Source organism: Myxococcus sp. AB056 (genome assembly GCF_006547365.1).
Lineage (GTDB): Bacteria > Myxococcota > Myxococcia > Myxococcales > Myxococcaceae > Myxococcus > Myxococcus virescens.
Window position 1 is genome coordinate 1 of record NZ_VHLB01000044.1, and the last position, 13,460, is coordinate 13,460.

13 protein-coding genes are annotated in these 13,460 nt (G+C 70.3%); 9 read left to right on the forward strand and 4 right to left on the reverse strand.

The features are described 5' to 3' along the window. The first annotated feature begins 538 nt into the window (after positions 1–538). On the forward strand, positions 539–2,227 hold the full coding sequence (locus FMP39_RS19860) for a L,D-transpeptidase family protein (protein WP_141591903.1): 1,689 nt from the start codon (positions 539–541) through the stop codon (positions 2,225–2,227). Positions 2,228–2,230: 3 nt separating this feature from the next. Here FMP39_RS19860 and FMP39_RS19865 read toward each other — a convergent pair whose 3' ends face one another. The 3 genes from FMP39_RS19865 to FMP39_RS19875 are packed head-to-tail and all read right to left on the reverse strand — an operon-like array spanning position 2,231 to position 4,131. After that, entirely contained in the window at positions 2,231–2,644 is a 414-nt protein-coding gene (locus FMP39_RS19865; protein WP_090484856.1) for a secondary thiamine-phosphate synthase enzyme YjbQ, read from the reverse strand. Between the two features lie 3 nt (positions 2,645–2,647). Further along, a complete protein-coding gene (locus tag FMP39_RS19870; RefSeq protein ID WP_141591904.1) occupies positions 2,648–3,382 on the reverse strand; it encodes an alpha/beta hydrolase in 735 nt (244 codons plus the stop codon). A 2-nt stretch (positions 3,383–3,384) separates the two neighbouring features. Next, complete coding sequence (locus FMP39_RS19875) at positions 3,385–4,131, reverse strand: peptidylprolyl isomerase (protein ID WP_141591905.1); 747 nt, start codon at positions 4,129–4,131, stop codon at positions 3,385–3,387. 188 nt (positions 4,132–4,319) lie between these two features. On the opposite strand from FMP39_RS19875, the gene FMP39_RS19880 reads away from it, so the two are divergent. Both FMP39_RS19880 and FMP39_RS19885 read left to right on the forward strand, forming a co-directional pair. Next, on the forward strand, positions 4,320–5,282 hold the full coding sequence (locus FMP39_RS19880) for a hypothetical protein (protein WP_141591906.1): 963 nt from the start codon (positions 4,320–4,322) through the stop codon (positions 5,280–5,282). Positions 5,283–5,369: 87 nt separating this feature from the next. Then, the gene (locus FMP39_RS19885) at positions 5,370–6,467 is read left to right on the forward strand and encodes a peptidylprolyl isomerase (protein ID WP_141591907.1); all 1,098 of its coding nucleotides are present in this window, start codon (positions 5,370–5,372) and stop codon (positions 6,465–6,467) included. A gap of 3 nt (positions 6,468–6,470) precedes the next feature. On the opposite strand, the gene FMP39_RS19890 is transcribed toward FMP39_RS19885, so the two are convergent. Then, positions 6,471–7,454 (reverse strand): lipase, encoded by a 984-nt coding sequence (locus FMP39_RS19890; protein WP_141591908.1) that lies wholly within the window; start codon positions 7,452–7,454, stop codon positions 6,471–6,473. Positions 7,455–7,625: 171 nt separating this feature from the next. On the opposite strand from FMP39_RS19890, the gene speD reads away from it, so the two are divergent. From speD to FMP39_RS19915, 6 genes are read left to right on the forward strand one after another with little or no spacing between them, the layout of a single operon-like run. Continuing rightward, on the forward strand, positions 7,626–7,934 hold the full coding sequence (gene speD / locus FMP39_RS19895) for an S-adenosylmethionine decarboxylase (protein ID WP_255508252.1): 309 nt from the start codon (positions 7,626–7,628) through the stop codon (positions 7,932–7,934). Next, the gene (locus FMP39_RS19900; protein ID WP_141591910.1) at positions 7,931–9,826 is read left to right on the forward strand and encodes a DUF4178 domain-containing protein; all 1,896 of its coding nucleotides are present in this window, start codon (positions 7,931–7,933) and stop codon (positions 9,824–9,826) included. Before speD ends, FMP39_RS19900 begins: the two co-directional genes overlap by 4 nt. Before the next feature lie 32 nt (positions 9,827–9,858). Continuing rightward, positions 9,859–10,020, forward strand: a complete 162-nt coding sequence (locus FMP39_RS37485; protein ID WP_020478251.1) for a hypothetical protein — start codon at positions 9,859–9,861, stop codon at positions 10,018–10,020. Beyond that, positions 10,020–10,247, forward strand: coding sequence for a DUF350 domain-containing protein (locus tag FMP39_RS19905; protein ID WP_002635242.1), 228 nt, complete (start codon positions 10,020–10,022; stop codon positions 10,245–10,247). Before FMP39_RS37485 ends, FMP39_RS19905 begins: the two co-directional genes overlap by 1 nt. A gap of 45 nt (positions 10,248–10,292) precedes the next feature. Further along, positions 10,293–11,789 (forward strand): polyamine aminopropyltransferase, encoded by a 1,497-nt coding sequence (locus tag FMP39_RS19910; protein WP_141591911.1) that lies wholly within the window; start codon positions 10,293–10,295, stop codon positions 11,787–11,789. Further along, positions 11,780–13,414 carry an NAD(P)/FAD-dependent oxidoreductase gene (locus FMP39_RS19915; RefSeq protein WP_194858486.1) on the forward strand — a complete coding sequence of 545 codons (1,635 nt, stop codon included), beginning with the start codon at positions 11,780–11,782 and terminating at the stop codon, positions 13,412–13,414. The genes FMP39_RS19910 and FMP39_RS19915 overlap by 10 nt, the downstream gene beginning before the upstream one ends. Positions 13,415–13,460 lie beyond the last annotated feature (46 nt).

Genomic DNA, 13,460 nt, shown 5'->3' on the forward strand with positions numbered 1-13,460 from the left:
GGCCTGGTGGCAGGGGAGGCGGACACCCGGGCGCCAGGCTCGGGGATGCTGCGGGCTTCCGGGGGCTGTCTCCACCGGCGCGCCGCCTTGGCCTGCGTGCGGGGTGATTCGCGGGCGGTCTTCACTGACGCGTCGCTTGGGCCCACTGCGGGATGATGAGCGGGAGCCCTGGCGCGCGCCATGGGCCGCGGACCGTGATTTCCGCTGCGTGTGACAAGGGCCGCTGCGATGGCACGAAATGCCCACTCACACGGAGCCGCACGCAGGCGAGCGCACCGTGGCCGACGTTGAGTGTGCCGCCGCTCCTCCGTACCGTGTCAGGTCCATGCGCCGTTGGCTTCCGCTCGTTCTGCTGCTGCCTGGAATTGCCTGCACGCCGCCTCCCGGCCCGGAGGACACCTCGCCCGATGCCTCAGTGGCGAGAGTGCCCGCGCCCTGGGGCGCGGAGGAACGCGGTGACACGCTGAGTGCATCTGTGTCGGCACCCAGGGCCGCGGCGTTCGACGGCGGCGCTGGCCCAGGGACGCCAGGAGACGGCGTGGAGGTCCGCGCACCTCACGCCGATACCAACGCTCCTGAGGACCTCCCCGAGGATGACCGGCGCACGGCCGCGGATGCGCTGTTCGCGGCGTGGCAGCGCACCGCGGCGGATGCGGGGACTGACGGCGGCGTTGAGGGTTCGGCCGAGGCGACGCTGTCTCCGCCGCGCCGCACGCATGATGAGGGTTCGGCCGAGGCGCGCGACGAGGTGCCGGCGCTGGCCATCGACCCCGCCCTGGACGACCTTGCCCCGTCCGAGGAGGAAGAGGACACGCCGGGCGGAGAGGAACTCCCTCTGCCCGAGCAGCTCACCGTCATCCCGGACGAACTGCACCCGGGCGAGGAACTGGTGCTCGGCCCGGACGGCGAGCCGCTCGAGGACACGGGGCTGGTGCTCGAAGACGTCGACCCGGGACTGGAGCCCGTGAGCGGCGCGGAGGACGGAGGAACGTACACCGTGCCCTTCGCTCCGGACGCGGGCTCGCTGCGGGTGCGCCGCTCCATCGTGGTCCGCCAGGAGCCTCGGCAGGACGCACCCGCACTGGGCACCGTGGCGCAGGACATGCGCGTGCGCTGGCAGGGCGAAACGGCGGTGCGCGGCCCGGACTGCGAGGCTTGGATTCAGATTGAGCCGCGCGGCTGGGTCTGCGAGCGCTACCTGGAGCCCAACTTCCGCGAACCCCGCGTGCGCGAACTCCCCAAGCTGCGCGAGGGCGAGCTGACGCCCGGCATCTACGCCCGGGTCGTAGGCAAGCGCGTGCGCGCCTATCCCAGCCTCGCCCTGGCGCGCGCCCGGCGAAAGGGCGTGCTGCTGAAGGGCTCCGTATCCGTACAGCTCCGTGGGCAGGTCCGCATCCGCCGCAAGACGTACTGGCGCACCACCGACGGCCAGTACCTGGAGGCGCGGGTGCTGCGCGAGTACCGGCCGTCCTCCTACGAAGGCGTGAACGCGGAGGCCATCGCCGAGCTGCCGCCGACGTTCGCCTGGGCCCAGTCCCGCACGCGCCCCTCCGCCGCCGTGGAAGTACGGACAGCGCCAGACGCGAAGGCCGCCCGCGAAACGGTGCTGCCACCACGCACGCTGGTGGCAGTGAAGGAGCTGTCCGAGGACGGCCACTGGGTGAGCATCGCGGAGGACCAATGGGTGGCGCGAGACGACCTGCACGTCGCCTGGTTCTCACACGCGCCGCCGCAGGTGGAGCCCGGCTCTCGCTGGCTGGACGTGGACCTGGATGCCCAGGTGCTGGTGGCCTACGAAGGCGAGCGGCCGGTGTACGCGACGCTCATCTCCTCCGGGAAGCAGGGCACGGACACGCCGGAGGGGCTGTTCCGCATCTGGATCAAATTCGCGGAGGCCGACATGACAGGCAGCGGCACCGCCGGCAACGACACCTACCGCGTGGCCACGGTGCCCTGGACCATGTTCTTCCAGGACGACTACGCGCTGCACACGGCCTACTGGCACGACCGCTTCGGCCAGCCCATGAGCCACGGCTGCGTCAACCTGTCGCCGAAGGACGCCCGAGCGCTCTATGCCTGGGCCGCGCCGCAGGTGCCCGTCGGTTGGTCCATGGTCCACGCGACGGAGGACGCGCCGGGCTCGTGGATTCGCATCCGCGGTCAGGCCCGGCCGACGGGCAAGCCGCGCAAGGTGGCGGTCGCCGCGACGCAGGGGGGCGCGCCGTAGCGGTCAGCTCACCACGGACACGGTGACGCGGCGCCGGTGCGGCGAGGTCCGGTGCTCCCAGACGTAGACGCCCTGCCACGTCCCCAGGTCCGCGCGGCCGTCCTTCACCGGGATGTTCAGCGCGTTCTGCGTGAGGACGGTGCGCACGTGCGCGGGCATGTCGTCTGGTCCCTCCGCGTCATGGACGAAGAGCGGGTCCCCGTCCTTCACCAGCCGCGAGAAGAAGGACTCCAAATCCTGGCGCACGTCCGGGTCCGCGTTCTCACACAGCAGCAGGGACGCGCTCGTGTGGTGAAGGAACACGGTGCACAGCCCCTGGCGGGCGCCGCTCTCCGCGACGGCGCGCTGGACGTCCGCGGTGATGTCGGTGAAGCCGCGGCCCCGGCTGGACACCGTGAGCTCCTTCGCGTGGAACATGGCTCAGCGTCCTCCCAGCCGCGCGGCGAGGAACGCGGCCAGGGCCTCCAGTTCCTCGGTGACGATGGCGTGCGGCATGTCGTAGGCGTGGAAGTCCACGGTGAGGCCCGACGCCACGAACAGGTCCCGCAGTCGCTCGGCGCTGTCCAGGGGAAGCAGTGGGTCGTAGCGCCCGTGGGCCTGGAACACGGGCAGCCCCGTGCGGCCCTGGGCGCGGGGGCGCCACTCCGGCTCCGACGTCAGCGTGCCGGAGAGGATGCACAGCCCGGCGGGCGGCTCATCCAGGCGCAGGGCCACGTCCGTGGACACCATGCCGCCCTGGCTGAAGCCGCCCAGCACGATGCGCCCGTAGGGCAGCTTCATCGCGGCGCACAGCGCGTCCACGGTGCTCATCAGCGCCCTGCGCGCGGCGGGCATGCCCGGCGGCACGTCGCGCGCGAACTGCTCCCAGTCGCGCTGCTCCCCCCGCATCACCGCGTCGGGCAGGGGGAACCAGGCGCGTCCTCCGTGCGCCCAGGCCATGGGCCCGCCGGGGAAGACGAACCGCACGCGGTCCGCCAGCGCCGGCTGGAACGCCATCAACTCCGGCCCCAGGGGCACCAGGTCGGTGGCGGGCGCGCCCAGGCCATGGGAGAGGACGACGACCAGTTCGGGCGTCGCGCCCTCGGGGAGCGCGTCGATGACGTGGCAGTCCAGCTCACCCAGCCGTGTGGCCACGTGGCGCAGGGCGCGTTCCATCGTCAGTTCCCGCTGCCGGCCGGCGCTTGGTCGCTCATCGCAATCTTCTGGATGACGACCGGCTCCAGGGGCTTGTCGCGCGGGTCGCGCTGCACGTTGGAAATCTTCTCCACCACGTCGTAGCCCGACACCACTTCACCGAAGATGGTGTGACGGTTGTTGAGGTAGTCCGGCGTGGAGGTGGTGATGAAGAACTGGCTGCCGTTGGTGCCGGGGCCGGCGTTGGCCATGGCCAGCAGGCCCTTCTTGTTGAAGGTCCGGCCGCTCTGGAACTCGTCCTCGAAGCGGTAGCCCGGGTCGCCGCGGCCGGTGCCCGTGGGGTCGCCGCCCTGAATCATGAAGCCCGGAATCACCCGGTGGAAGATGACGCCGTCGTACAGCGGCTTGCCCTCCACGCGCTGGCCCGTCTTCGGGTCCGTCCAGGCCTTCTCGCCCGTGGCCAGGCCCACGAAGTTGGCCACCGTCTTGGGGGCATCCTTGGAGAAGAGGCGCACGACGATGGCGCCCTGGTTCGTTTCGAGAGTGGCGTAGACGTCCTGGCCCGCCTGGACCTTCTTCGTCCATTCACCCGAGGCGGCCTCGGAGGGGGGCGCCGCGGCCGGCACCTCGGCGGCGGACGGCGCCGTGGGCTTCGCCGGCGTCGTCGCGGAAGGCGGGGTACCACCCCCCATGGATTCCTTCTTGTCGGAGTCCTTGCAGGCGGTGAGGGTGAGGCAGAGGAGGACAGTCGTCAGGAATTGGGTCCGCATGGCGCGCGGACCTTAGCCCCTTTTCCAATGGATTCCAGGGGCTTACGGGGTCATCGGTCGGTATCTGTCAAATACCCGGAGTGAAAATCGGCAAGGTCTGTGAGTCTGGACACAACAATTCACCAGAAAGCCCGATGATCCGGGTAGAGCCTCATAAAGCCCTTCAAGTTCCCGTAGGAGCACACTCCATGGCGCCTCCGATTCGCCGCAACGAGCCCCGTCCCGTCCCGCCGCCTCCCGCGACGGCGCGTCCGACTCCGCCGCCGCCTCCTCCTCCGGCCCGTACGGAGGCCCGTCCCGGGCAGTCCGACCGGTTCGAGGACGCGCACAACCGCGTGACGCAGGCCGCCACTGGGCTCCGCTCTGTCTCGGATGCCGCTGTCGCCACGCAGGTGCGTGACGCCTTCGGGCCCCGCCGCTTCGGCCCCATCAACCTGCCGGGCGGCAATGGCCCCGTCGTCGAAGGGGCGAACACCCGCCTCGCGCGCGGCGCCGGTGCCGTCAGCCTCGCGGCCAATGTGGCGCAGCTCCCCACCGGAGCCATCGAGACGTTCCGTGACGTGCGCGATGCGCTTCGCAACCCGACCGAAGCGAACGTCCGTGAGGCGGTGGGCACCGCCTCGGGCACGCTCTCCACGGGGCTGATGGCGGCGCGGGATGGCCTGAGCCTCGCGGGCAATGTCAGCAACTACCGCGCTGCCACCAACGCGGCTCGCACCGCCTTCACCGCCGCGGCCCCGGAGGCCTCGCGTGCCGCCGCCAACCGCGTGGCCACCACCGCCGCCAACACGGCGCTGGAAGGTGCGTCGCGTCAGGTCGTGCGCCGCGCGGCCGCCGAGGTCGCCGAGCGCGGACTCGAGGGCGCCGCCCGCACGGCTGGCACCGCCGCGCGCGCCGCGGTGCAGGGCGGTGGCACCGCGGTGGCGCGTGCCGCGGGCCGCTTCACCCCGGGCCTCAACGTCGCCATCGCCGCGGCGGATACCGTGGCGGCCGTGAACACCATCACGGACCCGAACGCGTCGGCTGGAAAGAAGATTACCGCTGGAGTGACGGCGCTGGGGTCCATCGCCGCCGCGACCAACATCCCGGTCGTGAGCCAGGTGGGGGCGGCCGTCTCCACCGTGTCTGGCTTCATCGGCTCCTTCTTCTAGGAAGCGCCGCGTCGTCAATCTCAACGCTCCGGGGGGCTTAGGGCCTGCCGGAGCGTTGTGCTATCCGAGGGGGCGGAGCGAGAGACCATGACGACCCATGATGATTCGCAGGGCGGTCGTAAGAATGCCCGTTCGCTGGCAGAGCTTCATGCGCTTGGCATCATGAAGAAGATGCCGGCGGCGCTGCAGCTCGACAGCACCGAGCCGGTGGAGCTTCCCACGGTGGAGGCTCCTTCCCTGGAGGGGGTGTCGGTGGCCCAGGTGGCGCCTGCGCCATTGACGGAGCAGGAACTCGTGGACCGCTTCGATGCGCTCCGTCGCCGGCACGCAGACGTCCGCGAGCGTCAGCCGGGCGAGGATGTGGCGCTCGAGGACGACGTGCTCGTGGACGTGCTGGGCTTCGCCAACAATCGGCTGATGCCCTTCTCGGTCCGGGAGAACTGGTGGGTGCGCGTCGCGGCGGATCCGGGGCTGCCCGGCTTCTTCGAATCACTGGCGGGGGCGAAGGTGGGCCAGTCGGTCGGCATCGAGCTGACGCTGCCGGACACTTATCCCGTGGAGGCGCTGCGGGGGCAGTCGGCCCGCTTCCTCGTGAGCGTGAAGGCGGCGCGAGAGCTGAAGTTGCTGGACGATGACTCGCCGGAGTTGCTGTCACGGCTGGGCATGGGCTCCATCACGGACATCATGCGCAAGCTGGGCGACGAACTGGCCCAGGAGCGGCTCGCCGACGTCGACCGGTTGACCCAGGAGCGCGTCATGGACGTGCTCGTGGACCGCACGCCGGTGGAGCTGTCCGCCGCGCTGGTGGACGAGGAGATTCGCCAGCGCTGGGCGGAGGCCGAGCGGCCCATCCTCCAGCGCAAGGATTTCCAGCCCGACGAGCTTCAGGAAGCGCTGGAGGGCTGGCTGCAGGATCCGCTGACCCGCATGGATGCGGCGTACCGCATCACGCTGGCACTGGTCCTGCGAGCCATCGCCGAACGCGACGGCATCCAGCCGGACCGCGCGGCGACGGAAGCCATGCTGGAGGACCTCGCGAACCTCACGGGCGTCAACCGGCAGGAGCTGGGCGTGGCGGTGAAGGAGGACGAGGCGCTGGCTCGCCGCCTGTACGAGATGGCGCTGCGCTTCTCCACCATCGACCACGTGATGAAGAAGGTGACGCTGACGCCCGCCGCGGCGTGAGGCTCAGCGCGCTTCCAACGCCAGGGCGACCATCACCTCGGTGAGGTCGCCCGGGTGGTAGCGGACCAGGCCCGGCAGGCCGCGCAGCGCGGCCTCCGCGTGGTCCATGTCGTGCAACCGCACCACGCGCGCGCCGGGCACCTCCGCGTCCACCGCCGTCACCATGCCGTCCGCCTGGTACCCGTAGCGCTCGTGCAGGTAGCGCTGGAGCGGGTACAGCGTGGAGGTGCGCGACAGCCGCGAGGTGGCCAGCGACACGGTGGGGATGTCGGCGGGGTAGGGGTGCTGCTGGATGAAGGCCTGCCGCTGGGGATAGGACAGCTCCTCCACGGAACGGGACACGCCGTGGAACAGCAGCGGGAAGGCGAAGTCGATGAGCCGCCGGAGCCGGGGCGTGGTGGCCAGGTCGTGCGCGATGGATGAGCCGCCATACGGCGCCTGGAGCGTCACCACCGCGCGCACCACATGGCGCAGCTCCGGGTAGAGCGCCAGCGTGGCGGTGCACTCCACGCCGCCCTTGCTGTGCCCCACCATCACCACGCTGCGGCCGAAGTACTCCGCGTCGCGCAGCACCTCGCGGAGCACCGCCACGTTGTCCGCGAGCAGCCCTTCGGTGTCCACCGCGGCCTCGCGCACGCTCAGTCCCCGGCGCTCCAGCCGCTGCACGTTGTCCAGCAGGTAGCCGGGCAGCTCGTCTCCCAGCATGCCGCGCACCAGCACGTACTGGTGGCGCCGGGCCTCTTCCGGCAGCACCGGCAGCCCCTGGCGGACGCGCGCGAGCAGCGCATGGAAGCGGGGCGTGAGGTCCTCGGGGGGAAGGGACTGCGCCGCCCGCTTCAGCCAGCCAGCCATGCCCGCGCAGCCAGGGCCCCACCAGCGCTCGGCGGGAGGCAGTCCGCGCAGCGTGCGAGTGAGCCGGGCGATGGCGCTCGGGGCCGCGGCGGGGGTGGACGGAGCGTGTGGGGCATCGGTCTGCGACGGCGTCATCTTGAAAGGCAGCGTACCGGGAAGCCCGAGGCGGGCGCCAACGAGGCGCCGTGCGTTCCAGGGGGTGACATGAGGCCGGACGCGAGGAAGGGCCCGTGATAAGACGTCCGGGGACGGAGGATTTCGAAGCTGACCACCGGACAGGAATGGCTGGTTGACGCCAGCGGCTGCGTGCCTGGCAGCCTCAAGGACGCGGCGGCACTGGCGGCGCTCTTCGAGGAGCTCATCGTCGTGCTGGACCTGAAGGTCGTGGGCCAGCCGCAGTGGCACGTGTTCCCGGAGCCTGGTGGCGTCACCGGGCTGGCGCTGCTGGCCGAAAGCCACCTGGGCATCCACACATTTCCCGAGCACGGGTTCGCCGCGCTCAACGTGTACTGCTGCCGTGAGCGCCAGCGTCCGGACTTCGAGGCGCTGCTGACGCGCCATCTGGGCGCGACGGCGTGCGTGGTGCGTGAGCTGAAGCGAGGGGTGACGGCGTGACGCAGGGGAAGTGTCCATCGTGCGGTGCGATGGTGGAGTTCACCGCCGGCTCGGCGCAGGTGGTGGTGTGCGGCTACTGCCAGACGGTGGTGGCGCGCAAGGGCCTGGACTTCGAGTCCCACGGGAAGATTGGCAGCATCGTCCCCACTGATTCGCCGTTGCAGCTCCGCGCGGAGGGGCGCTACCGCAAGGTGGCGTACACCATCGTCGGCCACCTGCAGAAGGACCACGGCGCGGGGCCTTGGGACGAGTGGTACGTGGAGTTCGCGGACGGCCGCACCGGGTGGCTCAGCGAGTCCGAGGGCGCCTTCCACCTGATGTTCGACATGGGGCCCGAAGAGGGCGTGGGGCTGGAGGACCTGCACCCGGGAGAGCGGTTGCACCTGCGCGACCGCGCGTGGGTCATCGAGGAGCGTGGCCATGGCCGCGTGGTGGCCGCCGCGGGTCAGCTCCCCAGCGACGTGGACCCCACGCAGGACGCCTGGTACGTGGACGCCACGGGGCCCAAGGGCTCCTTCCTCACGCTCGACTTCGGCACGCGTGGGCACTCGCCCGAGGTCTTCGTCGGCGAGGCGCTGAAGCTGGAGCAGCTGGGCATCCCGGCCGGGCAGCTCCGGCCCCGCGTGCGCAAGGTGGAGCTGCAGCAGGCCCGTTGCACGCAGTGCAACGGCAACCTGGACCTGCGCGCGCCGGACAAGACGCTGCGCGTGGCGTGCCCCTACTGCGGCGCGCTGCTGGACGCGCGCCAGGGCAAGCTGTCCTTCCTGCGCATGCTGGAGAAGCCGAGCCGGCCGCTCATCATTCCCCTGGGAACCAAGGGGAAGCTGGATGGCGCGGAGTGGATCTGCATCGGCTACCTGGAGCGTTCGTGCACCGTGGAGGGCGTGCGCTACCCGTGGGAGGAGTTCCTCCTCTACAACGCGTCGCGCGGCTTCGTCTGGCTGATGAACTCCAATGGCCACTGGGTGTTCCTGAAGCCGCTGCCCGCGGGTGACGTGTCGCTGTCGCCCGACGTCGCCGCCTTCTACGAGCACCGCCGCTACAAGTGCTTCCAGCACGTCACCGCGGTCACGGACAAGGTGTTGGGGGAGTTCTACTGGACGGTGAGGGTGGGCGAGCGGGCCGAGGCGTCGGAGTACGTCGCCGCGCCGTACTCGGTGAACGTGGACGCCACGGACGACGAGGTGTCGTACACCCACGGCGAGTACCTGGAGCCCGAGGTGGTGAAGGAGGCCTTCGGCTTGAAGGAGCCGATGCCTCAGCGGGAGGGCATCGCCCCCAGCCAGCCGAACCCGCACCAGTCGGGGCTGCGCTCCGTCTTCGTCTGGACGGGCCTCTGGATACTGGCGTTGTTCGTGCTGTCGGCCGTGCTGTCCTTGTCCGCCGCGAAGGCGGTCGTCCTGGACGAGGCGGTGGTGATACCGCCGGATGCCGCGCCAGGCACGCCCGCGGCCATGCACTTCAGCGAGCCCTTCGAATTGCCCAAGCGCGGCAACATGCGCGTGGAGATCAGCGGCACGCCCTTCAACGAGTGGCTGGGCATCCAGGGCGACCTGGTGAACCAGGACACGAACGACGTGGTCCTCTTCTATGAAGAGCTGAGCTACTACCGCGGCAACGACGGCGACGGCGAGTGGACCGAAAGCAACATGTCCACCAGCACCTACCTGTCGCCGGTGCCCGCCGGGAAGTACGCGCTGCGCACGACGGCGAGCTTCACGGCGAACCCGAGGCGGCCGCGGCCCATGACGTACCGGGTGAAGGTCATCCACGACACGCCCAACTCGAGCTGGTTCTGCTTCGCGCTGGGGCTGATGGTGGTGGGGCCGGTGGTGGCGTTGTATCGCTCGCACAGCTTCGAGACGCGGCGCTGGGCGGAGAGCAACGTCTAGGTTTGAGTCGTCAAACGTGACGGAGGCGCGTCATGAAGTGGTTTGGAGGACTGGTGCTGCTGGGCTACGCGGCATTGACGATTTCGGGCTGGTCCCCCTTCACGAAGGAAGAGCGGGACAAGGTACCGGGCAATGTCCGGCGTGGGCCGGGCGGCGTCCTGCTGTGGACTGGCGGCTACATGGGAGGGAAGTGATGTTGTTACTTGGCGTGGTGGTCAGCGTTCAGGGTGTGCTGGCGAGCATCATCTACTCGCTCATCGGATTGGCGGTGTTCGTGGCGGGCTTCTATGTCATCCGCCTCATCATGCCGTTCGACGTGCACAAGGAGCTGGAGGCCGACCAGAACACGGCGGTGGGCATCGTCATCGGCTCCTTCATCATCGGTCTGGCCATCATCGTGGCCGCGGCCATCAGCGGATGAGTGCGCGCGCAGCACGCCCATGCCTGTGCGAAGTGAAGTGACGCCGTGAACAAGACGCTGCTGTACATCACCGTCATCGTCATCGCGACGTGCGGGCTCATCTATGAGCTCGTCGTCGGGGCGCTCGCGAGCTACCTGCTCGGCGACTCCATCACCCAGTTCTCCACCGTCATTGGCGGCTACCTGTTCGCCATGGGCATTGGCAGCTACCTGTCGCGCTACATCGAGCGCGGGGTGGCGCAGCGCTTCGTGGAGGTGGAGCTGGCGGTGGCGCTGCTGGGCGGCATCTGCGCGCCGGTGCTGTTCCTCACCTTCACGCTGACGGACCTGTTCCAGGTGGCGCTGTACGGCAGCGTGATTGCCATTGGCGCGCTGGTGGGCATGGAGATTCCCCTCCTGCTGCGCATCCTGAAGGACCAGGTCAAGTTCAAGGACCTCATCAGCCAGGTGCTGTCGCTGGACTACGTGGGCGCGCTCGCGGCCAGCGTGGCCTTCCCGCTGCTGCTGGTGCCGAAGCTGGGCCTGGTGCGCACGTCCCTGCTGTTCGGCGTGCTGAACGCGGCGGTGGCGCTGTGGAGCACCTGGCTGCTGGCGCCGCTGCTGGGCAACCCGCTGCGGCTGCGCATCAAGGCGGTGGGGCTGACGGTGCTGCTGCTGGTGGGCTTCGTCATGGGCGACCGGCTCACCACCTTCTACGAGGACCAGCTCTACGCGGATGACGTGGTCCACGCGTCCAGCTCGCCGTATCAGCGCATCATCCTCACGCGCGGCAAGCGGGGCTTCTCGCTGTTCCTCAACGGCAACCTCCAGTTCGCCAGCCTGGACGAGTACCGCTACCACGAGTCCCTGGTGCACCCGGCCATGGTGCGCGCGGGCAAGGTGGAGAACGTGCTCATCCTGGGCGGTGGGGACGGCCTGGCCGCGCGGGAAGTGCTGCGCTACCCGGAGGTCCGCTCCGTCACGCTGGTGGACCTGGACCCGGCGATTACGGGGCTGGCGACGAACTACGGGGAGCTGGCGAAGCTGAACCGCCACGCGATGACGGACCCGCGGATGCGGGTGGTCAACGGGGACGCGATGCAGTTCCTCACCGAGGGCGGCGCGCAGTACGACGTGGTGGTGGTGGACTTCCCGGACCCGAACAACTTCGCGCTGGGGAAGCTGTACACCACGGGTTTCTACAAGCTGCTCAAGAAGCGCATCGCGCCGGACGGCGTGGCGGTGGTGCAGAGCACCAGCCCGCTGTTCGCCCGGCGCTCCTTCTGGTGCGTGGAGACGACGCTCAAGGCCGCGGGCTTCTGGACGGAGCCGTACCACGCGCTGGTGCCGTCGTTCGGTGAGTGGGGCTACGTGCTGATTGCGCACGAGCCGCCCGCCCGGCACCGGCCGCTGCCCGAAGGGCTGCTGTTCCTGGACGACGCGACGATGGCGTCACTCACCCAGTTCCCTCCGGACATGGGGCCCTTGCCCGTGGAGGTGAACCGGCTGAACAACCAGGTGCTGGTGCACTACTACGAGGCGGAGTGGCAGCGGTGGAACTGACGCGGCGGGAGCTGGTCGCCGCGTTCCTCGGTTCCGCGGTGGCGGCCAGCGCGTGCCGGAAGTCAGGGCCACGGGAGCGTGTGCCCGGCGCGGTGGTGGACCAGGCCGTGGAGCTGGGGCACCGGCTGCGCGGCGGGCCGCTGCCCCGCGCGGACATCGTGGAGCCCGTGGAGGTGCTGGTGGTGGGCGCGGGCGTGGCGGGCCTGTCCGCGGCCTGGCGGCTGGCGAGCGCGGGCGTGCGAGGCGTGCGGGTGCTGGAGCTGGAGGCGGAGCCGGGAGGCACGTCTCGCTCCGGGCGCAACGCCATCTCCGCGTACCCATGGGGCGCGCACTACCTGCCGGCGCCGCTGGAGGACCGGGGTCCTGTTGTCCGGCTGCTGCGGGAGATGGGGGCCGTCACCGACGTGGATGACGCGGGTCGGCCTCGCTTCGAGGAGTCGTTGCTCATCCACGAGCCGGAGGAGCGCTTCTTCTACCGGGGCCACTGGTACGAAGGGCTCTACCTGCACGCGGGCGCCAGCGTGGAGGACCTGGAGGAGCTGCGGCGCTTCGAGGCGCGGATGAACGGCTTCGCCTCCGCGCGAGACGCGAAGGGGCGCCGGGCCTTCGCGGTGCCCTCCGGCCTTTCCAGTGACGACGCCGAGTGGACGGCGCTGGACGCGCTGAGCATGGCGGCCTGGATGGAGCGCGAGGGCTTCCGCTCCGCGCGGCTGAAGTGGGTGGTGGACTACGCGTGCCGCGACGACTTCGGGACCACCGCCGAGCATGTCTCCGCCTGGGCCGGCATCTGGTACTTCACCGCGCGGCAGGACGGGAATGGCGAGCGCAGCGAGGGCTACCTGAGCTGGCCCGAAGGCAATGGCCGGCTGGTGCGGCAGCTCGTGTCGGCGCTGCCGAACGGCGCGGTGGAGCGCAACGTGCTGGTGCACACCGTGGAGCCCGTGGAGGGCGGCTGCCGTGTGGACGCGCTGGAGGCGGGCTCGGGCAAGCCCCGGGCCTTCCTGGCGCGGCAGGTGGTGCTGGCGTGTCCGCGCTTCATCGCCGCGCACGTGGTGGCGCCGTGGCGCCGGGAGCGTCCGGCGTGGCTGAATGGCTTCACGTATGGGCCGTGGGTGGTGGCGAACCTGACGCTGTCGTCGCCGCCGCACTCGCGGGGCTTTCCGCTGGCCTGGGACAACGTCTTCTATGAGAGCCGCAGCCTGGGCTACGTGGTGGCCACGCACCAGACGCTGCGCCAGGACGAGCAGGGCCCCACGGTGCTCACCTGGTACCTGCCCATGGACGGCGCGAACGTGAAGGCCGAGCGCGAGAAGGCGCTGTCGGCCAGCTACGCGGACTGGGAGGCCCTGGTGATGGCGGACATGCTGCCCGCGCACCCTGGCATCGCCGGACAGGCGCAGCGGCTGGAGGTCCAGCGCTGGGGCCACGCCATGGTGCGGCCCACACCGGGCTTCATGTGGGGGCAGGCGAAGCAGGCCGCGGGGGAGAGCCTGGGGAACTCGCTGCACTTCGCGCACTCGGACCTGGGCGGCATGGGTCTCTTCGAAGAGGCGAACTGGTTTGGTGTGCGGGCCGCGGAGCGCGTGCTGGCGGAGCTGGGCCGGCGTGAGGTGAGCTGGCTGTAGCCGCCGGCTGCCGCGTTCCATTCCAGGCGCCCATGGAGGAGGTCTT